The 21379-nt window shown below is 65.3% G+C and carries 22 protein-coding genes; 9 read left to right on the top strand and 13 right to left on the bottom strand.

All coding sequences use genetic code 11. From position 1 onward, the window contains the following. The first annotated feature begins 88 nt into the window (after positions 1-88). Complete coding sequence (locus E4K09_RS11350; protein ID WP_134497008.1) at positions 89-889, top strand: HesA/MoeB/ThiF family protein; 801 nt, start codon at positions 89-91, stop codon at positions 887-889. A gap of 72 nt (positions 890-961) precedes the next feature. Here E4K09_RS11350 and pheT read toward each other — a convergent pair whose 3' ends face one another. From pheT to E4K09_RS11315, 7 genes are all read right to left on the bottom strand, one after another. Next, entirely contained in the window at positions 962-3385 is a 2424-nt protein-coding gene (gene pheT, locus E4K09_RS11345; protein WP_134497006.1) for a phenylalanine--tRNA ligase subunit beta, read from the bottom strand. A 34-nt stretch (positions 3386-3419) separates the two neighbouring features. Beyond that, positions 3420-3821 carry an integron gene (locus tag E4K09_RS11340; protein WP_244610451.1) on the bottom strand — a complete coding sequence of 134 codons (402 nt, stop codon included), beginning with the start codon at positions 3819-3821 and terminating at the stop codon, positions 3420-3422. A gap of 12 nt (positions 3822-3833) precedes the next feature. After that, entirely contained in the window at positions 3834-4916 is a 1083-nt protein-coding gene (gene pheS / locus E4K09_RS11335; protein WP_134497004.1) for a phenylalanine--tRNA ligase subunit alpha, read from the bottom strand. Positions 4917-5094: 178 nt separating this feature from the next. Then, positions 5095-5463, bottom strand: coding sequence for a 50S ribosomal protein L20 (gene rplT / locus E4K09_RS11330; protein WP_047187696.1), 369 nt, complete (start codon positions 5461-5463; stop codon positions 5095-5097). Positions 5464-5504: 41 nt separating this feature from the next. Next, a complete protein-coding gene (gene rpmI, locus E4K09_RS11325; protein WP_047187697.1) occupies positions 5505-5705 on the bottom strand; it encodes a 50S ribosomal protein L35 in 201 nt (66 codons plus the stop codon). A 203-nt stretch (positions 5706-5908) separates the two neighbouring features. Then, positions 5909-6439, bottom strand: a complete 531-nt coding sequence (gene infC, locus E4K09_RS11320) for a translation initiation factor IF-3 (protein ID WP_134497002.1) — start codon at positions 6437-6439, stop codon at positions 5909-5911. A gap of 130 nt (positions 6440-6569) precedes the next feature. Next, positions 6570-7814, bottom strand: a complete 1245-nt coding sequence (locus E4K09_RS11315; protein WP_134497000.1) for a glycosyltransferase family 4 protein — start codon at positions 7812-7814, stop codon at positions 6570-6572. A gap of 78 nt (positions 7815-7892) precedes the next feature. On the opposite strand from E4K09_RS11315, the gene E4K09_RS11310 reads away from it, so the two are divergent. Continuing rightward, entirely contained in the window at positions 7893-8654 is a 762-nt protein-coding gene (locus E4K09_RS11310; RefSeq protein ID WP_134496998.1) for an alpha/beta hydrolase, read from the top strand. Between the two features lie 50 nt (positions 8655-8704). Here the strand turns inward: E4K09_RS11310 and E4K09_RS11305 are convergent, their stop codons facing one another. Both E4K09_RS11305 and E4K09_RS11300 read right to left on the bottom strand, forming a co-directional pair. Then, a complete protein-coding gene (locus E4K09_RS11305) occupies positions 8705-8971 on the bottom strand; it encodes a BQ00720 family protein (RefSeq protein WP_134496996.1) in 267 nt (88 codons plus the stop codon). A gap of 27 nt (positions 8972-8998) precedes the next feature. Next, the gene (locus tag E4K09_RS11300) at positions 8999-9433 is read right to left on the bottom strand and encodes an Hsp20 family protein (RefSeq protein WP_134496994.1); all 435 of its coding nucleotides are present in this window, start codon (positions 9431-9433) and stop codon (positions 8999-9001) included. A gap of 248 nt (positions 9434-9681) precedes the next feature. Here E4K09_RS11300 and E4K09_RS11295 point away from each other — a divergent pair, with 248 nt between their 5' ends. Continuing rightward, the gene (locus tag E4K09_RS11295) at positions 9682-10482 is read left to right on the top strand and encodes a class I SAM-dependent methyltransferase (protein WP_134496992.1); all 801 of its coding nucleotides are present in this window, start codon (positions 9682-9684) and stop codon (positions 10480-10482) included. 7 nt (positions 10483-10489) lie between these two features. Here the strand turns inward: E4K09_RS11295 and argH are convergent, their stop codons facing one another. Continuing rightward, positions 10490-11890, bottom strand: coding sequence for an argininosuccinate lyase (gene argH / locus E4K09_RS11290; protein ID WP_425293839.1), 1401 nt, complete (start codon positions 11888-11890; stop codon positions 10490-10492). 203 nt (positions 11891-12093) lie between these two features. Between argH and E4K09_RS11285 the strand changes: the two genes are divergently transcribed. From E4K09_RS11285 to E4K09_RS11260, 6 genes are read left to right on the top strand one after another with little or no spacing between them, the layout of a single operon-like run. After that, on the top strand, positions 12094-13689 hold the full coding sequence (locus E4K09_RS11285) for an ABC transporter substrate-binding protein (protein WP_134496990.1): 1596 nt from the start codon (positions 12094-12096) through the stop codon (positions 13687-13689). 7 nt (positions 13690-13696) lie between these two features. Beyond that, on the top strand, positions 13697-14752 hold the full coding sequence (locus E4K09_RS11280) for an ABC transporter permease (protein WP_134496988.1): 1056 nt from the start codon (positions 13697-13699) through the stop codon (positions 14750-14752). Then, positions 14752-15684: a nickel transporter permease gene (gene nikC, locus E4K09_RS11275; RefSeq protein WP_134496986.1), complete on the top strand. Its 933-nt coding sequence runs from the start codon at positions 14752-14754 to the stop codon at positions 15682-15684. The genes E4K09_RS11280 and nikC overlap by 1 nt, the downstream gene beginning before the upstream one ends. Then, positions 15681-16517 (top strand): ABC transporter ATP-binding protein, encoded by an 837-nt coding sequence (locus E4K09_RS11270; protein WP_134496984.1) that lies wholly within the window; start codon positions 15681-15683, stop codon positions 16515-16517. The genes nikC and E4K09_RS11270 overlap by 4 nt, the downstream gene beginning before the upstream one ends. A 2-nt stretch (positions 16518-16519) precedes the next feature. Next, positions 16520-17299, top strand: a complete 780-nt coding sequence (locus tag E4K09_RS11265; protein ID WP_134496982.1) for an ABC transporter ATP-binding protein — start codon at positions 16520-16522, stop codon at positions 17297-17299. A 31-nt stretch (positions 17300-17330) separates the two neighbouring features. Then, positions 17331-18398 carry a dipeptidase gene (locus E4K09_RS11260; protein WP_134496980.1) on the top strand — a complete coding sequence of 356 codons (1068 nt, stop codon included), beginning with the start codon at positions 17331-17333 and terminating at the stop codon, positions 18396-18398. A gap of 144 nt (positions 18399-18542) precedes the next feature. Here E4K09_RS11260 and E4K09_RS11255 read toward each other — a convergent pair whose 3' ends face one another. The 3 genes from E4K09_RS11255 to E4K09_RS11245 are packed head-to-tail and all read right to left on the bottom strand — an operon-like array spanning position 18543 to position 21338. Continuing rightward, positions 18543-19382 carry an ABC transporter permease gene (locus tag E4K09_RS11255; protein ID WP_134496978.1) on the bottom strand — a complete coding sequence of 280 codons (840 nt, stop codon included), beginning with the start codon at positions 19380-19382 and terminating at the stop codon, positions 18543-18545. 4 nt (positions 19383-19386) lie between these two features. Beyond that, positions 19387-20256, bottom strand: a complete 870-nt coding sequence (locus E4K09_RS11250) for an ABC transporter permease (RefSeq protein WP_134496976.1) — start codon at positions 20254-20256, stop codon at positions 19387-19389. After that, a complete protein-coding gene (locus E4K09_RS11245; RefSeq protein WP_134496974.1) occupies positions 20253-21338 on the bottom strand; it encodes an ABC transporter ATP-binding protein in 1086 nt (361 codons plus the stop codon). The genes E4K09_RS11250 and E4K09_RS11245 overlap by 4 nt, the downstream gene beginning before the upstream one ends. Between the last annotated feature and the right edge of the window lie 41 nt (positions 21339-21379).

The raw sequence follows: 21379 nt of genomic DNA, 5'->3' as shown, positions 1-21379 counted from the left end.
CACGACGCCAAGGTCTCTGTCAAGCCATGACGTTACTGCCCCTCACGGAAAGGTTGATCGGCGAAGCCTTGGCGTTAAGGTTGCCCCTATGCCCCTGACATCCGATGAAATCGACCGCTATGCCCGCCACCTGGTCCTGAGGGACGTGGGCGGGCCGGGACAGGCGAAGCTCAAGGGTGCCCGCGTGCTCGTCGTCGGCGCCGGGGGCCTGGGTGCTCCGCTGATCCAGTACCTTGCGGCAGCGGGCGTCGGCACCATCGGCCTCGTGGATCACGACACGGTGTCCCTCTCCAACCTGCAGCGGCAGGTCGTCCATGGAACCCCGGATGTCGGCTCCCTGAAGGTGGAGAGCGCGGCCCGGGCCATCCTGCGGCTGAACCCCCACGTGGCGACGGAACCGAGTGCCGTGCAGGTGACCCCCGGGAATGCCCGCGAACTCGTGCGCCCCTATGACATCGTCGCCGACGGCACGGACAATTTCGACACCCGCTATGCGGTGTCGGATGCCTGCTTCTTCGAGCGGAAACCTTTGGTCACGGCGGCGCTGGGCCAGTTCGACGGCTCGCTGACGACGATCCGGGCCCATGAAACCGGCCCCGACGGGAGGCCGAACCCGACCTATCGCTGCCTGTTCCCCTCCCCGCCCCCGCCGGGCTCCATCCCGACCTGCGCCGAGGCCGGTGTGCTCGGAGCCCTGGCGGGCGTGATGGGGAGCCTGATGGCCATGGAGGTGATCCGCGAGATCGTCGGCTTCGGGGAGAGCCTCGTGGGGCGTCTCCTGATGGTCGACGCGCGCTCCATGCGCTTCGATACGATCCGCTACGGGTGGGACGAGACGAACCCGCTCAGCGGAACCAGATCTGCGCCATCAGCGGACCCGGCCCTGTGATCCACGTCCCGGCCCCACGCCGTTCCTGAGGACGCGAATGCCCGGCACAGGGCCGGGCATGACGGATCGGGATCAGGACCGCAGCACCGCGCCGGTCTTCTTGGAAACCTCGGCGACGATCTTGGCCGAGACGGCCTCGATCTCCACGTCGGTCAGCGTCTTTTCGGTGGGCTGCAGGGTGACGGCAATGGCCACGGACTTCTTGTCCGGGTCGATGCCGGTGCCCTCGTACACGTCGAACACGTCGACTCCCACGATGAGCTGACGCTCGGCTCCTTGAGCCGCCTTCACGATGTCGGCCGCCGCCACGCTGCGGCCGACCACGAAGGCGAAGTCGCGGGTGAGCGGCTGGAAATCGGGCAGGCTCAGCTTCGGCTTCATCTTGGTGGGCTTCGCCTTCGGGGGCACGAGCGCATCGAGATTGAGCTCGAAGGCCACCATCGGACCCTTCAGGTCGAGAGCCTTCAGGATCTTCGGGTGGACCTCGCCGAAGGCGCCGACCACGTTCTTCGGGCCGAACTGGAGCGTGCCCGAGCGGCCCGGATGGAACCAGGCCGGGCCGCCGGCGACGATCTGAAGACCGCCGGCCGGAATGCCGAGCGCCGCGAGCAGGGCCAGCACGTCCGCCTTGGCGTCGAAGGCATCGACGTTCTGGGCACCACCGTCCCAATGACGCCCGACGCCTTCCGCGCGCGCCGTGCCGCGCCGCACGGCGGCCGCCTTGATCGACTGGCCTTCGGGCTCGTCCGACGCGAAGGTCTGGCCGACCTCGAAGAGCGCCACATCGCCGAAGCCCCGATCCGCGTTGCGCTGGGCGGCCTTGAGCAGACCCGGCAGCAGGCTCGGACGCATGTCGGAGAGCTCCGCCGCGATCGGGTTGGCGAGCGCCAGGCGCGCATCGCCGCCGCCGAAGAGCTCGGCCTCCTGGCGGGAGATGAAGGACCACGTGATGGCCTCCACCAACCCGCGCACGGCAAGCGCCCGGCGCGCGAGACGGGTGCGCTTCTGGATCAGCGTGAGGATCGGCTTGGCGACGGCGGCCTCGAGGCGCGGCAGCGGCTGCGGCTCGATGCGGTCGACGCCGGCGATGCGGATCACCTCCTCGACGAGATCCGCCTTGCCCTCGATGTCCGGGCGCCAGGACGGGGGCGTGACGTTCACGCGCTCGCCCGAGCCTTCGACCCGGAAGCCGAGCTTCTTCAGGATCTCTTCGGACTCGGCGGGTTTCACGTCGAGCCCCGACAGGCGCGGCACTTCCGACCATGGGAATGCGATGACGCGCGCGGTGTCGGGCACCTGGCCAGCAACGACGGCCTCGGTCGGCTCACCGCCGCAGAGGTCGATGACCATCTTCGTCGCGAGATCGAGACCGGGCACCGTGAAGGCCGGATCGACACCACGTTCGAAGCGGTAGCGGGCGTCAGTGATGATCCCGAGCTTTCGGCCCGACTGCGCGATGTTCAGCGGATCCCAGAGCGCGGATTCAATCAGCACGTCGGTGGTGCCCTCGTCCGAACCGGAATGCTCGCCGCCCATGATGCCGGCGATGGATTCGACGCCGCTCTCGTCGGCGATCACCACGGTGCCGGAATCGAGCGTGTAGGTACGCCCGTCGAGCGCCAGCACCTCCTCGCCGTCCCGGGCGCGCCGAACGGTGAGGTTCCCCTTCACCTTCTTGAGATCGAACACGTGCAGAGGACGGCCCCGGTCGAAGGTCACGTAATTGGTGATGTCCACGAGCGCGTTGATCGGGCGAAGGCCGATGGCGAGCAGGCGGCGCTGCATCCATTCCGGCGACGGGCCGTTCTTCACGCCGCGCACGAGGCGCAGCGCGAAGGCGGGGCAGAGTTTCGCATCCTCGGGCGAGAGGTCGAGGGTCACCGACACGGGGCACGCACCCTTGCCGGCAACGGAAGGAACGTCGCCGCCCTTCAGCGTGCCGAGACCGGCGGCCGCGAGATCGCGGGCGATGCCGAAGATCGAGGTGCAGTCGGGACGGTTCGGCGTGAGGTTGATCTCGATCACCGGATCGTCGAGGCCGGCATAGGCGGCGTAGGCGGTGCCGACCGGTGCAGTCTCCGGCAGCTCGATGATGCCGTCGTGATCGTCGGAGATTTCGAGCTCGGCCGCCGAGCACAGCATGCCCGCGCTCTCGACGCCGCGAATGGTGCCGACGCCGAGCGTGATGTTCTTGCCCGGGATGTAGGTGCCCGGAGGCGCGAACACGCTCTTCATGCCGGTGCGGGCGTTCGGCGCGCCGCAGACGACCTGGATCGGGCGGCCTTCGCCGGTATCGACCATGCACACGCGAAGCCTATCGGCATTCGGATGCTGCTCGGCGGAGATCACATGGGCGATCATGTAGGGCGCCAGCGTCTTCGCCTTGTCCTCGACGCCTTCGACCTCGAGGCCGATGCGCGTGAGCGTCTCGACGATCTCGTCGAGAGAGGCCGTGGTGTCGAGGTGATCCTTGAGCCAGGAGAGAGTGAATTTCATCGCTAATCTCGTGCGCCTTGAAAGGCTTGTTCAGCTATCCGGCAATGACCCGGACGTAACGGGAATGGATCCAGCCGGCATTACAGGGGCCTGTATAGGGCTGGCGGATAGTCCATGGCGTACTGACGCCGCAGGTACCATCGGAGGATGCTCCATACACAACGGCAAGCCAGGGTCCCTTGTCGCCGCAGATGAACACCTGGTTGCCATTGTAGAGCCGATCAATCTCGCGATACGGCTTGCCGCCAGGCCCGCTGCGAACCGACAGGAAGCCGTCACCTTTCGGATCAAGGCCGACGATCTGCCCCACCGACGAGCACGCATCGAAGTTACGGTCTCCCCCAACAATGACGGGGACGTCGATCCTACGCTCACGTGCCTGTGCGCCGGGGAGAACGAGCAGCGATCCTGCAAGAATGATCGGGAGGTGCCGCATGGACGATCCTTCTTAGCTCGTCAGCCCACTGACGAGGGACGGAATGTCGAGCGGGCGGAAGCCGTAATGGTTCAGCCAGCGCATATCGGCCTCGAAGAAGGGTCGCAGATCCGGCATGCCGTATTTCAGCATGGCGATGCGGTCGATGCCCATGCCCCAGGCAAAGCCCTGGACCTCATCGGGATCGAGGCCGCAGTTCCGCAGCACGTTCGGGTGCACCATGCCGCAGCCGAGGATCTCGAGCCAGTCGTTGCCCTCGCCGAAGCGGATCTCGCCACCTTTTCGCGAGCACTGAATGTCGACTTCCGCCGACGGCTCGGTGAAGGGGAAGAAGGACGGGCGGAAGCGCATCTTCACCCGCTCGACCTCGAAGAAGGCCTTGCAGAACTCCTCGAGGATCCACTTCATGTGCGCGATGTTGGCCGACTTGTCGATGACGAGGCCTTCCACCTGATGGAACATCGGCGTGTGGGTCTGGTCCGAGTCGTGCCGATAGGTGCGGCCGGGAATGATCACCCGGATCGGCGGCGCCTTCGAGGTCATCGTGCGCACCTGCACGGGCGAGGTGTGGGTGCGCAGCACCTTGCGCTCGCCCTTCTCGTCGGGGGCGAGGAAGAAGGTGTCGTGCATCTCGCGGGCCGGATGGCCTTCGGGGAAGTTGAGCGCCGTGAAGTTGAGATAATCCGTCTCGATATCCGGCCCCTCGGCCACGGAGAAGCCCATATCGGCGAAGATCGCCGTCAGCTCCTCGATCACCTGGCTGATCGGGTGGATGCGGCCGCGGGCTTCCGGCGCTTCCGGCACGGGCAGCGTCACGTCGATGCGCTCGGCGGCAAGACGGGCCTCGAGCGCCGCCTCGGCAAGGGTCTCCTTCTTGGCGGCGATCGCGCCCTGCACCTTGTCGCGCAGGCCGTTGATGAGGGGGCCGCGCTCCTTGCGCTCCTCCGGCGTCATCGCGCCGAGGGTTTTCAGGAGATCAGACACGGAGCCCTTCTTGCCGAGGGCGGACACGCGCACGGATTCCAGGGCCGCTTCGTCGCCGGCGGCTTCGACCTGGGAAAGCAGGTCACGTTCGAGTTGGTTGAGATCGGTCATCGGTCCCTAGCCAGATGCTAAGCGCTTCAAGTGAGGCGCGGCGCGGGAACCGTGAAGTCGTCCGAGCCGCGTGGTCGCAACCGACAGCGATCAGCCGTCAGCGCGGATGGTCTCGGAGAAGGGGGAGTAAGGCGGTGCGGCTGAACGAGCCAGCCGCACCGAAAGCTGGTCTATCCGATTAAGCGGCCTGCTGAGGCAGGGCGGCCTTGGCGCGCTCCACGTAGGCGGCGAAAGCCGCCGGCTCGTGGATGGCCAGCTCGGACAGGACCTTGCGATCGACCTCGATCCCAGCCTTGCCGAGACCGTCGATAAATCGGGAATAGGTCAGGCCATGCAGGCGGACCGCAGCGTTGAGGCGCTGGATCCAGAGAGCGCGGAAGGTGCGCTTCTTGTTGCGACGGTCGCGAGTAGCATATTGCATGCTCTTCTCGACCGCCTGCTTGGCGATGCGGATGGTGTTCTTGCGGCGGCCGTAGAAACCTTTGGCGGCCTTGAAAACCTTCTTGTGCTTGGCGTGGGCGGTAACGCCCCGTTTGACGCGGGCCATGGGTAAACTCCTTCAAAATCCGGGATGAGTGGAAGACCGCCTTAGCCGTTCGGCAGGAAGTACTTCTTCACGTTGTAGGCGTCGCCCTCGAACAGCGTCGTGGTGCCGCGCAGGTTGCGGATCTGCTTGTTGCTCCGCTTGATCATCCCGTGGCGCTTGCCGGCCTGGGCGTAAACGACCTTGCCGGTGCCAGTGATCTTGAAGCGCTTCTTCGCGCCCGATTTCGTCTTCAGCTTGGGCATTTGGCTCTCCTTTGGTCAGGCGTCCGGAGCGGCTTGAACCGCCCTTTCAGCCCATTCATTGCTGCTGTGAGCAAAACGAACCGCCACGGCAGCCCTAACGGCCGGGCGGTTCGATGAAGGGCGGCTTATGGCAGAAGCCGCCCGAAAAGGCAATGGCCGCCGGGGTTCCGACGGCCATGATTTTCGCCTGCAACCGGAATCCCTTAACGGGGCGCCAGCACCATCACGACCTGGCGGCCCTCGAAGTTGGGCTCCTGCTCGACCTTGGCGAGATCGCCCACATCGGCCTTCACGCGATCGAGCACTTTGAGGCCCAGATCCTGGTGCGCCATCTCGCGGCCGCGGAAGCGCAGGGTGATCTTCACCTTGTTGCCTTCCTCGAAGAAGCTCTTCATGGCCTTCATCTTGACGTCGTAATCGTGATCGTCGATGCCCGGGCGCAACTTGATTTCCTTGACCTCGACGGTCTTCTGCTTCTTGCGCGCCTCGGCGGCCTTCTTCTGCTCGAGGAAGCGGAATTTGCCGTAATCGAGGATCTTGCAGACAGGAGGAGTCGCGTTCGGCGAGATCTCTACGAGGTCGAGCCCAGCATCCTCGGCAATCCGCAGGGCATCGAAGAAGGGCATCACGCCCCGGTTCTGCCCGGCATCATCGATCAGCTGTACTTCGCGAACACCGCGAATGTCTCGGTTGGCGCGCGGTCCTTCTTTCTGCGGCACCGGCAGGGGTCTCATGGGACGACGAATGGCTCTTATCTCCTGTTTGAGGGCTCAGTCGAGGGGTGGAGACCTTTGATCAAAAGCCTCTGCAGCATGCTCAACGTTGCCGAGAATGAACTGACATTTCGCGCAAAATGGCGGGAAGTCAACTTGTTCTGTGGGCTGACCAGCTCTCCAGAAGCGCGGAATACACATTGAGGGTGCTCGAAACCATGCGTTCGAGCGAGAAGTGGCGCTCCACATGGGCTCTCGCCCGGGTGCCCAGGGCGATTCTTGCGCTGGCGCCCAGGCTCAGGGCGGCCCCGACCGCTTCCGCGAGAGCATCGGCATCGCCGGCCGGAACCCGCCAGCCCGTGCGCTCCTGCGGCGGAACGGCGGGCGGCGCGAGCACCGTCTCCGGCACGGCTCCGAGGTCGGAGACCACCACCGGCGTGCCCATGGCCTGCGCCTCCACCGCCGAGCGGCCGAAGGCCTCGGGCTCCGTCGAGGGCACGGTCACCACGGCCGCCGCCAGGAAAGCCGCCGGCATATCGGTGCAATGTCCGACCCGGCGCACGATCTTCTTGAGCTTCCTGGCCGCGATCAGGCTGTCCAGTTCCTTCACGTAGGATTCCCGCCCCTGGGGATCGCCCGCCAGGATATAGGCCACATCCGTCACGCCCTTGTCGCGCAGCTTGGCGGCCGCCTCGACGAGAACCTTCTGACCCTTCCAGCCGGTCAGCCGGGCGGCGAGAAGCACCACCCGTTCGTGGGGCGCCACGTCCCAGGCCGTTCTCAAGGCCTCGATTCGCTCGGGCGCCACCGCGGAGGGGGAAAACCTCAGAAAGTCCGTTCCCCGGTAGATCACGCCGATCCGGTCGGCGGCCTGGGGGTAGTGAGAACGGATCAGGTTGCTCGTGTACTGCGAGTTCGCGATGACCACGTCGCCCCGGGCCATGACCGAGTTGTAGAGCACCTTCACCGAGGAGCGGCCGGAATAGCTGCCGTGATAGGTGGTCACGAACGGAATGTTGAGGCTGCGCGCCGCGCCCAGGGCCACCCAGGCCGGAGCCCGGGAGCGGGCATGGACGAGCGACACCCCTTCCCTGTGGCAGATCCCGGCGAGCCTGCGCACGTTGAGCAGCATGGAAAAGGGGTTCTTCGACGCCGCCGGGAACGGAATCCAGACGCCGCCCTTGGCCTGGAGCTCACCCACGAGCCGCCCGCCCTCGGTCGCCACCAGCGCCCGGGCGCCCGCATGGACGAGGCCTTCGGCGATGTCCACGGTGGTGCGCTCCGCCCCGCCGGCCTCAAGCTCCGGAATGACCTGCAGGACGGTCCGGCCAGCGAGGGGATGAATATGGGACGACGGGAAAGATGCTCCTCCGCCGGGTCGCGCTGAAAAACTCACCGATGTAAGAGCCTTCTCGAAAGAAATGACAGAATCGCTTCAAACCCTTGCTTCAAAGCAGTTGAGGACAGGTTAACCATGCAGCAAAGCGTCACAGTCGGGTCGGGTTCCGACGAACGCCGGATCGCCGTGCTCCATCGGGAGGGCAAGGGGCCGCCGGTGGTCTGGATCGGCGGCTTCAAGTCCGACATGCGCGCCACGAAGGCGAGCGCCATCGATTCCTGGGCCGAGCGCAAGGGCCGCGCCTTCCTGCGCTTCGATTACAGCGGCCACGGCGAGTCGGGCGGCGATTTCGAGAAGGGCACCATTTCCCGATGGCTGGAGGAGGCGCTTGCCGTCATGGAACGGTTCCTCGAGGAGCGCCCCATTCTCGTCGGGTCCTCCATGGGGGGCTGGATCTCCCTTCTCGCCGCGCGCCATCTGAGGGACGGCCGCCCGGCCCTCGCGCCCGCCGGAATCGTCCTCATCGCGCCCGCCACCGACATGACCGAAAAGCTGATGTGGGACCGTTTTCCGGACGAGCTGAGGCGCACACTCGAGGAGACCGGCGTCTATTACCGCCCGTCCGCGTATTCGGAAGAGCCCTACCCCATCACGAAGAGGCTGATCGAAGACGGACGCCGCCACCTTCTCCTGGGCAAGCCCATCCAGACCGGCTGCCCCGTCCATATCCTCCAGGGCATGGAGGACCCGGACGTGCCGTGGGAGCACGCGCTGGAACTGGTGGAGCACCTGCCGGGAGACAGCGTCTCGCTCACGCTCATCAACGACGGAGACCACCGCCTGTCCCGGGACGAGGACCTGGAGCGCCTGATCGGAGCCATCGAGGCGATTGCGTGAAAAGCTGAGCTTGGGCGGGCCGGCCCTCCGGCCCGCGCTCAGGACGATCGCTAATGCAGGCTCACCGTGGTGAGATCGTGGGCCCAGGCATTGGCCACCGCCGCATCGCGGCTGTCGGTCAGCAGGATGGGCTGGCCGCTGGCGGACAGGAGCGCGAAGAGCTCCATACCCGGCTGGAGCTTGGGAGCCTGCGGGAACAGGCGCGCCACCTCGTCGGAACGCAGCGGCTTGACATAGGCCATCTCGCCGAGGCCAAGGGTCGCCAGCTCAGCCACTTCCAAAGGCCGACCGGCTGGAGTGTTGATGTTGTGGTTCATGGCCATCTCCTTGATGCGGCCCTGCCGTCACACCTTGTCCGAAGCGCTGATGCTGATCTTGCGGATGATCCGCTCCGGCTCGGGCCGGACGAGATCGATCGACAACAGGCCATTGGACAGATCGGCGCCCAGAACCTCCATGCCGTCGACAAGAAGGAAGGTGCGCTGAAACTGACGGGCGGCAATGCCGCGATGAAGGAAGTGCCTGGTCTTGTCGTCGGACTGACGTCCCCGGATGACGAGTTGGTTCTCCTCCAGGGTCACCTCGAGCTGGTCCTGGGTGAAACCAGCGACAGCCAGGGTGATGCGCAGACGCTCCGGAGCATGCTCCGTACGGGGCAAGCGCTCGATGTTGTAGGGCGGATAGCCGTCCCCGGCTGCTTTCGCGACCCGGTCGAGCGCCTGCTCGATCTCGTCGAAGCCCAACAGAAACGGATGCCCAAACGGCGACTGACGCGACATGTTCGAAGCCCAAGGTTGAGAGGCACTTCGGTTGATCGTGAGCCCGCTCATGCGGCACTCACACGGCCCTTGGTTGAGCCGCTGACGGCAATATGGATATGGTTGCCGGCCCGATCAAGACCCAGGCCACGCCTCACCGGAGGGGAACCCGGACAGGGTAAACGCGCCCTGTTCCGTACCCCGCAAGAGTTGTCTGTCGCCATCCGGGCCTGGCGTATGATCGCGCATCGCCTCACGGGAGCGATGGCATGGCCGGGAACCTTCAGCCCCGCTGGGCCAGCGGGGATCTCTACGAATCCTATGTCGGACGCTGGAGCCGTCTGGTGGCCCCGGAATTCCTCGACTGGTTGAACGCGCCCTCCGGCCTGGAATGGCTCGATGTGGGCTGCGGCACGGGCGTCCTCACGGGCGCGATCGCCGAACGATGCGCGCCCGAACGCCTGGCCGGGATCGACCCGTCCGAAGGGTTTCTCGAGGTCGCCCGTCGCCGCCTGGCGGGCAAAGCCGTCGAATTGCGGCCGGGCGATGCGCAGAGTCTGCCCTTCGCCGCCTCGGAATTCGACCGGATCGTCTCCGGCCTCGTGCTGAACTTCGTTCCCGACAAGGAGCGCGCCGCAGCCGAGATGGCGCGCGTGGTCCGGCCGGGCGGGGAAGTGGCGCTCTATGTCTGGGACTACACGGGCGGGATGGAGATGATGCGCCGGTTCTGGGATGCGGCGGCGGACCTGGACCCGCACGCACGGGATCTCCAGGACATCTGGCACGCGGCCTTCTGTCAGCCGGAGCCGCTCCACCGGCTTCTGGAGACGGTGGGGCTCGCCGGCATCGAGGTTCGCGCCATCGATGTGCCGACCGTCTTCCGCGATTTCGACGATTATTGGACCCCGTTCTTGGGAGGGCAATCCCCGGCGCCCGCCTATTGTATGAGCCTGAGCGAGGAAGACCGCGCCGCCCTTCGCGAGCGGCTGCGCGGGACGCTCCCCACGCGACCGGACGGCAGCATCCCTCTGACGGCCCGCGCCTGGGCGGTCAGAGGCCGCAGGCGCTAGATCCCGCTCAGACCTGACCGCGCCACCAGGCGACCTGCTCGGCCACCCGGACGGGCGAGGTGCCGCCGAAGCTCGTGCGGGAGCGCACGGAATTCTCGACCCCCAGCACGTCGTAGATGCCCTTGTGGATGCGCGGCTCCACGGCCTGCATGACCTCCAGCGGCAGCTCCTCGAGGCTGCAGCCGCGGCTCTCCGCCTCCGAGACGATACGGCCCGTCACATGATGGGCATCGCGGAACGGGATGTTGAGGCTGCGCACGAGCCAATCGGCCAGATCCGTCGCCGTGGAGAACCCGGCTCCCGCCACCGCCGCCATGCGCTCCGGCACGGGCTCCAGGTCCTGGATCATGCCCGTGGTGGCGGCGAGCACGATTTCGAGGGTATCGGCCGCGTCGAAGAGCGGCTCCTTGTCCTCCTGGGTATCCTTGGCATAGGCGAGCGGCAGGCCCTTCATGACGGTGAGCAGCGAGACCAGGGAGCCGATCACGCGGCCGGTCTTGCCGCGCACGAGCTCCGCCGCGTCGGGATTGCGCTTCTGCGGCATCATGCTGGAGCCGGTGGTCCAGCGGTCGGGGAGCTTCACGAAGCCGAAAGGGGCCGACATCCAGATGATGATCTCTTCCGCCAGACGCGAGAGGTGCATGGCGCAGATGGAGGCGGCCGCCATGAATTCCAGCAGGCTGTCACGATCGGATACCGTGTCGAGGGAGTTGCGGGTCGGCCCGTCGAAGCCCAGCGCCTGGGCGGTCATGTGCCGGTCGATGGGGAAGGACGTGCCGGCCAGCGCGCCCGCGCCGAGCGGGCATTCGTTGAGGCGCCTGCGGGAATCGCGGAAGCGGCTGCGGTCGCGGCCGAACATTTCCACATAGGCCATGAGATGGTGCCCGAACGTCACCGGCTGGGCGCTCTGCAGATGCGTGAAGCCCGGCATCACGGTGGCCACATGAGCCTCGGCCTTGTCGAGCAGCGCCGTGATGAGACGGGTGAGCTGCTCGTCCGTCCGGTCGTGGGCCTCGCGCACCCAGAGGCGGGTGTCGGTGGCCACCTGGTCGTTGCGGCTGCGGGCCGTGTGCAGGCGCGCCGCCGGGTCGCCGACGATGTCGCGCAGGCGGCTCTCGACGTTCATGTGAATGTCTTCCAGCGCCGTCGAGAAAGTGAAGCTCCCGGCCTCGATCTCGCCCAGAACCTGCTGCAGGCCCTGGTGAATGGCGTCCCGGTCGCTCTCGGCGATGATGCCCTGCCGGGCCAGCATGGCGCTGTGGGCGATGGAGCCCTGGATGTCCTGGGCATAGAGGCGCTTGTCGAAATCGATCGAGGCGTTGATGGCCTCCATGAGCGCGCTCGGGGAGGACGAGAACCGTCCGCCCCACATGGTGTTGGCTCCAGACTTCTTGGCTTCTTCAGACACTGTGTTTCACCCGGCTGCAAGTTCGGTTAAGCCTTTGCCACAGGTCGGCGGCGGAGGCAAAGCCGCACCAGGGCTGCCTATGCCTTAAGCACGTCGCGCAATGTTTGCCAGCTTAAAACCGGTCCCTGGACTCGACAGCGTCTATGTGATTTGCATTCATACGGTCGCACAGGAGCGCACCCCGCGCGCAAGGGAACTGGCCCATGAAAAGACTACCGAAATTCCTCCTATCCGCCGCGATGATCGCCACGATGGCGACCTCGTTCAATGCCGTCCAGGCGGCCACGCCCCCGGACACCCTGGTCCATGCCTGGCAGATCGACGACATCATTTCGCTCGACCCGGCTGAGATCTTCGAGTTCAGCAGCTCCGAGATCGCCGGCAACACCTACGAGCGCCTGATCAACTACGACGTCAAGGACGTCTCCAAGATCTACGGCGAGGTGGCGGAGTCCTGGACCGTCTCCGACGACGGCAAGACCTATACCTTCAAGATCCGCCAGAACAAGAAGTTCGCCTCCGGCAATCCGCTGACCGCCGAGGACGTGGTGTTCTCGCTTCAGCGCGCGGTCATTCTCGACAAGTCGCCGGCCTTCATTCTCGGCCAGTTCGGCTTCGACAAGAACAACGTGAAGGACAAGATCAAGCAGACCGGTCCCTACGAGCTCACGATCGAAGTCGATAAGCCCTATGCTCCGACCTTCGTTCTCTACTGCCTGACCTCGACCGTTGCATCCGTCGTCGACAAGAAGCTCGTGACGCAGAACGAGAAGGACGGCGACCTGGGCTACAACTGGCTCAAGACGCATTATGCCGGGTCGGGCCCGTTCACGATCCGCGACTGGAAGGCGAACGAAGTCGTCGTTCTGGAGCGCAACCCGAACTTCGAGAAGAAGGCGCCTCTCGCCCGCGTGATCTACCGCCACATCAAGGAGACCGCGACGCAGCGCCTCCTGCTCGAGAAGGGCGACGTCGACATCGCCCGCAACCTGAACCCGGAAGAGATCGCGGCCGTGTCCAAGAACCCGGACATCAAGGTCGATTCCGCCCCCAAGGGAACGGTCTGGTATCTCGGCCTCAACCAGAAGAACCCGAACCTCGCCAAGCCCGAGGTCCGCAAGGCCTTGAAGTATCTCGTCGATTATGCGGCCATCGCCGACACCATCATGAAGAGCAAGGGCGAGGTCCATCAGGCGTTCCTGCCCAGGGGTTATCTGGGCGCGATCAACGACACCCCCTACAAGCTCGACGTCGCCAAGGCGAAGGAACTCCTGGCCCAGGCCGGCCTGAAGGACGGCTTCAGCGTGACGATGGACACGACCTCCCGGCCCGAGACCACCGGCATCGCCCAGGCGATCCAGTCGACCTTCGCCCAGGCCGGCGTGAAGCTGGAACTCATTCCCGGCGACAACAAGCAGACCCTGACCAAGTACCGCGCCCGCCAGCACGACATCTATATCGGCGAATGGGGCTCGGACTATCAGGACCCGAACTCCAACGCCGACACCTTCGCGGCGAACGACGACAACTCGGATAATGCGAAGTCCAAGCCGCTCGCATGGCGCAACTCGTGGGATCCGGGCCCGCTGACCGCCAAGACCCGCGCCGCCGTGATGGAGCGCGATGCCGAGAAGCGCGCGCAGATGTACAAGGAGCTTCAGCAGGCCGTCCTGGACGACGGCCCGTTCGTGGTGTTCCTGCAGAAAATCGAAGTCGCTGCGGAGCGCAAGAACGTCGATGGTTTCGTCATGGGACCGTCCTTCGACACCAACAGCGTGGCACAGGCCAAGAAGAACTAAACTTTCGATGGCATCATCAATCGCGAATGGAGGCGGAGGGCACAGCGCCCTCCGCTTCTATCTTACAAAGACCGCTCAATTCGTCCTCGTGCTGGCGACGACCCTCCTCGGGCTTGTTGCCGTCACCTTCTTCATCGGCCGCATCGTTCCCGTCGACCCGGTCCTCGCCATCGTCGGCGACCGCGCGCCTCCGCAGGTCTACGCCCGCGTCCGAGAGGAGCTCGGCCTGGATCTGCCCCTCATCCAGCAGTTCTGGGTCTATCTGAAGAAGGCCGTCACCGGCGATTTCGGCAACTCGGTTCTCACCACCAATCCCGTGATGACCGATATCGCCAATACGTTCCCCGCAACCTTCGAGCTTGCGACGCTCGGCACCCTCATCGGCTCGATCATAGGCATTCCCCTTGGCGTTCTCGCCGCCGTGAAGCGCGGCAGCCTGATCGATCAGGTGGTGCGTTTCATCGGGCTCGCCGGCTACTCGATTCCGATTTTCTGGCTCGGCCTGATGGGCCTGCTGCTCTTTTACGCCAAGCTCGGCTGGGTCGCAGGGCCCGGACGCATCGACGTGACCTATTCCTATCTCTACACGCCCGTGACAGGCATCGTGCTGATCGATACCGCCATGCAGGGGCAATGGGATGCCTTCTGGGATGCGGTGTCGCACATCATCCTGCCGGCCTGCCTGCTCGGCTATTTCTCCCTTGCCTATATCAGCCGCATGACGCGCTCCTTCATGCTCAACGAGCTGGCGCAGGAATACGTGATTGCGGCGCGCGTGAAGGGATTGTCGGAAATGCGCGTGATCTGGCGCCATGCCCTGCGCAATGCCGCCGTGCCGCTCGTGACCGTGATCGCGCTGTCCTATGCCAACCTGCTCGAGGGTTCAGTTCTCACCGAAACCGTCTTCGCATGGCCCGGGCTCGGCCAGTACATCACCAATTCCCTGCAGAACGCCGACATGAACGCCGTGCTCGGCGGAACCCTCGTGATCGGCGCGGCCTTCGTGCTGCTCAATCTCGTCTCCGACCTGCTCTACCGCCTGCTTGATCCGAGGACCCGCTGATGGCTGGCTCCCCTACCCTTTCACAACCCACCGGCCTGCGAGCGTGGCTTTTGTCGCCGGAACCGCATTCCCGATGGCAGGCCCGTCTCGGCCGCCTCTATCTCGGCTGGCGTTCGTTCAGCCGCAATCCCCTCGCGGTGCTGGGTCTCGGGATCATCCTGCTGCTGATCATCGTCGCGATCTTCGCGGATTTGATCGCACCCTATTCGCCCATCGTCGGCGGAGACCTGCGCACGCAGCGCCTGCTGCCGCCGAGCGAAACCTACTGGCTCGGCACGGACGACCAGGCGCGCGACATCTTCTCGCGCATCGTCTACGGCTCGCGCATCACCTTGTTCGTCGTCGTGCTGGTGTCGATCATCGCGACACCCATCGGGCTGATCGTGGGCACCATCTCCGGCTATCTCGGCGGCTGGGTCGATACGGTGCTCATGCGCATCACGGACATCTTCCTCGCCTTCCCGCGTCTGGTCCTCGCCCTCGCCTTCGTGGCGGCCCTGGGTCCTGGTATCGAGAATGCCGTCATCGCGATCGCGATCACCTCATGGCCTCCCTATGCGCGCATTGCCCGTGCTGAAACGCTGATGATCCGCAACAGCGACTTCATCGCGGCCGTGAAGCTCCAGGGCGCGTCCACCCCGCGCATCATTCTCGGCCATGTGATGCCGTTGTGCATCTCCTCCGTCATCGTGCGCGTGACCCTCGACATGGCAGGCATCATCCTCACCGCCGCGGGCCTCGGCTTCCTCGGCCTCGGCGCGCAGCCGCCGTCACCGGAATGGGGCGCGATGATCGCAACGGGCCGCAACTATCTCATCGATCAATGGTGGGTCGCCGCCATGCCCGGTCTTGCGATCTTCGTGGTGAGCCTGGGCTTCAACCTGCTGGGCGACGGCCTGCGCGACGTTCTCGATCCGAAGGCCGCCAAATGACCAAGCCGCTTCTCGAAGTCGACGACCTCCGCGTCCGCTTTCACCTGCGCACGGGCATTGTCGAGGCGGTGCGCGGCGTGTCGTTCCAGCTTGGCCGCGAGCGGCTCGGCATCGTCGGCGAATCCGGTTCGGGCAAGTCGCAGACGGGCCGCGCCATCCTCGGGCTCACGCCACCTCCCGGCGAGGTGACGGCCAAGCGCCTCGCCTTCGATGGAATCGACCTTCAGACCGCCTCGAAGCGTACGCTGCGCCATTTGCGCGGCGGGCGCATCAGCATGGTGATGCAGGACCCGAAATACTCGCTGAACCCGGTCATGACCATCGGCGAGCAGATCATCGAAGCCTACCGGGCGCATGCCAGGGCGAGCCGCGCGGAAGCCCGTGACAAGGCGTTGGCCATGCTCGAAGCGGTGAAGATGCGCGATCCCGGCCGCGTCTTCTCGCTCTATCCGCACGAAGTCTCGGGCGGCATGGGCCAGCGCGCCATGATCGCCATGATGCTCGTCACCGACCCGGACCTGCTCATCGCCGACGAGCCGACCTCCGCGCTCGACGTGACGGTATCCATGGAAGTGCTCCGCATCCTCGACGAGCTCGTCGCCGAGCGCGGCATGGGCCTCATCTTCATCTCCCATGACCTGAAGCTCGTCTCCTCGTTCTGCGACCGCGTGCTCGTGATGTATGCGGGCCGCGTGGTGGAGGAGCTGGAAGCCAGGAACCTGCGCGAGGCGAAGCATCCCTACACGCAAGGACTCATGCGCTGCCTGCCGACCTTGGCCGACGATGTCCGTCCGCTCCCGACCTTGAACCGCGATCCCTCCTGGGCGCTCTGATCATGCTCGATATTCAGAACCTCAACGTCGTCTTCGGCACGGGCCGCCTCAGGGTCGAGGCGGTCAAGAACGTGAGCTTTTCCGTCGATGCAGGCGAGTCCTACGGCCTCGTGGGCGAGTCCGGCTCCGGCAAATCGACGGTGCTGCGCGCCATCTGCGGCCTCGCGCCGATCACGGGCGGGAATGTGCGCGTGGACGGCAAGGAAGTGACCACACCGCGCAGCAGGGACTTCTATCGCACGGTGCAGATGGTCTTCCAGGACCCCTATGCGTCGCTCCATCCGCGCCATACGGTGGACCGCACGCTCTCGGAGCCGCTCGCCATTCATGGAGAGAAGGACGCGGAGACGCGCATTCTTCAAGCGCTGAAGGAAGTGGGCCTCGGCCCCTCGTTCCGCTTCCGCTATCCGCACCAGCTCTCGGGCGGCCAGCGTCAGCGCATCGCCATCGCGCGCGCCCTCATCCTGCGCCCGAAGGTTCTTCTCCTCGACGAACCCACATCGGCTCTCGATGCCTCCGTGCAGGCGGAGATCCTGAACCTTCTGGACGACCTGCGCCGCCGCATGGGCCTCACCTATATTCTGGTCAGCCATGATCTCGCCGTGGTCGCGCATTTGTGCGAGCGCCTGCTCGTCATGCGGCACGGCGAGGCCGTGGAGGAAACGGCGTCGAATGCGCTACGCTCCGGCAAGGCCATGAGCGAATATACCCAGTCCCTGATCCAGGCGAGTCAGGGCTTCACGCGCCACCCCTCGCAGCCGGCCCACGCCCCCATCGTCTGAGACGCTTTCATTTCGTAGGATCGTTCGAACCATGTCCCGCCCTTCCCTGATGCCTGTCTTCGATGGCCACAACGACGTTCTCCTGCGCCTCATGCGCGGCCGGCTTCAGCCCGAAAAGGCTTTCCTGGAGGGTGACAATATCGGGCACCTCGATTGGCCGCGCATGAGGCAGGGCGGATTCTTCGGCGGGTTCTTCGCCGTCTACGTGCCCTCCGAGGAATTGGGCGTCGATGTCGATACGCTCATGACCCGTTCGGAATACGACGTGCCGCTGCCGCCCGTCCTGGATCTCGGCCCCAGTCAGCGGGTGACGGTGCAGATGGCCTCGATCCTCATCCGCATCGAGCGCGCCTCCAAGGGCGAGGTGAAGATCTGCCGCTCGGCGGCCGATATCCGTTACTGTCTGGACAACGGCAAGCTCGCCGCGATCCTGCATATCGAAGGCGCGGAAGGCATCGACCCCGATCTCGCCATGCTCGACGTGCTCTACGAAAGCGGTCTGCGCTCCATCGGCCCGGTCTGGAGCCGCCCGAACATCTTCGGACACGGCGTGCCGTTCCGCTATCCCTCCACCCCGGACACGGGCCCCGGCCTGACCGAGCGTGGACGCGAACTCGTGAGGGCCTGCAACCGCCTCAAGATCATGGTCGACCTCTCCCACCTCAACGAGAAGGGTTTCTGGGATGTCGCCCGGCTGTCGGATGCGCCTCTCGTGGCCACGCATTCGAACGCCCACGCGGTGTGCCCGCACTCGCGCAACCTGACCGACAAGCAGCTCGCTGCCATCCGCGAGAGCCGCGGCATGGTCGGCGTGAACTTTGCGACCTCGTTCATCCGCCCAGACGGCCAGCGCAGCGACGACACGCCGCTCGAGGAGATGATCCGCCACATGGACCATCTCATCGAACACGTGGGCGTCGATGGCGTCGGCCTCGGCTCCGACTTCGACGGCGCGACCATTCCCGCCGAGATCGGCGACGTGCGCGGCTTGCCACGCCTCGTCGAGGCGATGCGCAGGCACGGCTATGACGAGGCGACCCTGCGCAAACTGTGCTACGAGAACTGGATCAACGTTCTCGAGCGCACCTGGGGGCGGTGAAGCCGTCTGCTTCCCGCAATTCTCACCGGAGTTGTTGCTCTCTCCGGTCGTGGCCGGGCGTGTCCGGCCATCCCGTTCTGAAAAGATCAGCTCCTCCCATGTTCGCAATCGCCGGCCAGGACCGGTGACGACATGGGAGATGGCTTACCGCTCCGCCTTCGCGGTCAGGGCGAAGATGCTCGCGACGCCGCCGACGCCCAGCATCAGCAGGAGGCTCACGGCGTTGATCGCCGGGGTCGCTCCCTCGCGCATCTGACCGTACATGGTGATCGGCAGAGGAGGCTCGGAGCCCACGAGCATCAATGTCGTGTTGAAGTTCTCGAACGACATGAGCAGCGCCACCAGACCCGCGCCGATGAGCGCGGGGCTCAGGAAAGGCAGCGTCACCGTGCGCAGAACCCGCGCACGGCTCGCCCCGAGGTCGAAAGCCGCCTCTTCCAGCGAACGGTCGAACTTGCGCAGGCGCGCGGCGATGATGAGGGTGGAAATCGTCAGGATGAACGAGAGCTGGCCCAGCACCACCAGCGGCAAGCCGGGACGCAGGAAATCGAGATCGGTCTGAAGCCACTCCTCCATTCCATTCGCCAGCCGGGAGAAGAACGCGAGGATCGAGATGCCGAGCACCACGCCGGGGATGACGAGGGGCCAGAGCATCATCATCGACAGGAACGTCTTGCCGGGAAACTCGGCCCGTTCCAGCACCCAGGCATTCACGGTGCCGACCACAACGGCGAGCAGCGCCACGGGCACCGCGACCTTGAAGCTGTTGGCGATGGTGTCGAGCCAGATCGGATCGATCAGCACGCCTGGCTTTCCGAAGGTGCCGCCCGAGCCGATGAACCAGTCGAGCGTAAAGCCCTTCCATGGAGGAGACGGGAACGGGCTCGCATTGAAGGCGAAGATCGCCACCACGAGAAGCGGCGCGAACAGGAAGAGGTAGAACGCCGCGATATAAAGCTTCCAGGGCAGTGACGGACGATTCATGGCATCATGCCTGCTTCAAGGTGGTGCCGAGGCTCTGCCCGGTGAGGCGAAGCCCTGCCCAGACGATCGCCGAGGACAGCAGGAGGAGGAGCATGCCGAAGGCTGCGCCCTGCGGCCAGTTGAACCGCGTGATGAACTGCGCGTAGATCTGCTCCGTGAACCACAGGCCGTTCTTGCCGCCGAGCAGCACCGGCGTGGCGAAATTGCCGACAGTGAGCATGAACACGATGATCGAGCCCGCCACGATGCCGGGCATCGCATGGGGAACGACGATGCGCCGCAGCACCGTCCAGCGGCTGCCGCCGAGATCGAAGCCCGCTTCGACCACGGCAGGCTCCAGGCTCTCCAGGGCGTTGGCGAGCGGCACGATCATGAAGAGCAATCCGCCGTACACGAGACCGAGGATCACGGCGCCGTCATTGTAGAGGAACTCGATCCGCTGCTCGGTCAATCCCGTCGCCTGGAGCAGGTATGAAACCACGCCGGTTTCGCGCAGCAGCATCATCCAGCCGAGCGTCCGCACGAGTTCGGACACCCAGAACGGGAGAAGACAGAGCAGCAGCAGCATGGCCTTCACACGCCCCTGCGCCACGCGCGCGATGTAGAGCGCGATGGGAAAGGCGAGCACGAGCGTCAGCGCCGTCACCAGGATCGACATGATCGCCGTGCGCGCGAAGGTGCGCCAGTAGAGCGGCTCCGTGAAGAACTCGAGGTAATTGCCGAAACCGAATGCATAGACCCGTGGAGCCACCCTCTCGCTGAAGGAGAGAACGAGGATCTCCACATGGGGCAGCACGATGAGCAGGCCCAGCCAGAGAACGGCCGGAGCCAGGAGTAGAAAGAGCGTGAAACGAATGCCCGGTTTCCTGCTCATGTGGCGAAGACCTTCATGGCATCCGCAGTCCAGCCCACATGGATCGGCGCTCCCACCTGAATGCCCGCGAGCGGACCGGCCTGCGGCAGCACCGCGCGAACAGGCTCGCCGAAACCCGCCGTTTCGATGAGCAGGCTCGAATTCGCGCCGTCGAAGAGCACGGCCGAGACGCGGCCTTCGAACCGGTTGGGCAACCCGCCGAGGGCGGACGGATCCTGTGCAAGCGCGATGGCTTCGGGACGGACGAAGGCGAGCGATGCCTTGTCGGCGGCCCTGCCCTGCCCATGGATTACCGTGCCGGAAGGCAGCCGCACGGAGACCCCGCCCTGGGGCGCAGCGGCCGCTTCCCCCTGCCACCGGTTCGTCTCGCCGACGAAGCTCGCCACGAAGGGCGTTGCAGGATGATGGTAGAGCTCGCGCGGGCTTCCCACCTGCTCGAAGCGGCCTTGGTTCATCACCGCGATGCGGTCGGACATGACCAGCGCTTCCGACTGATCGTGGGTGATATAGGCGAAGGTGGTGTTGAAGGTGGCCTGAAGCTGCTTGAGTTCGATCTTCATGTGCTCGCGCAGCTTGAGGTCGAGGGCGCCGAGCGGCTCGTCGAGAAGCACAAGCGTCGGCTCCAGCACGAGGCAACGGGCGATGGCCACGCGCTGGCGCTGGCCTCCGGACAAAGCCGTTACGCGGCGCTCGCCGAAACCTTTCAGGCCCACACGCTCGAGCATGCGGCTGGCGCGCTCCCCCGCCTCGGCGCGGGAGACGCCACGGCAGGAAAGGCCATAGGCCACGTTCTCGCCCACGCTCATCATCGGGAACAGGGCGAGGCTCTGGAACACCATGTTCACGGGGCGCTTGTTGGCCGGAACGCCGATCATCGACGTTCCGCGGATGCGGATGTCGCCGGAGGTCGGATTCTCGAAGCCTGCGATCATGCGCATCAGCGTGGTCTTGCCGCAGCCGGACGGCCCAAGAATGGAGAAGAACTCGCCGGGAGCCACGCTGAAGCTCACGTCATCGACGGCCGCGTGGGAGCCGAAACGCTTGGTGACGTTGACGAGATCGAGATCGGTGGACTGAGTCATGGACGCGCCGGAAATGGTCATCCCCCGGACGAGCCGGGGGA

The sequence above is a fragment of the Microvirga pakistanensis genome, from assembly GCF_004458765.1.
Taxonomy (GTDB): Bacteria; Pseudomonadota; Alphaproteobacteria; order Rhizobiales; family Beijerinckiaceae; genus Microvirga; species Microvirga pakistanensis.
The sequence above is the reverse complement of the archived record's forward strand: the minus strand, read 5'-3'. Positions and strand labels throughout refer to the sequence as shown.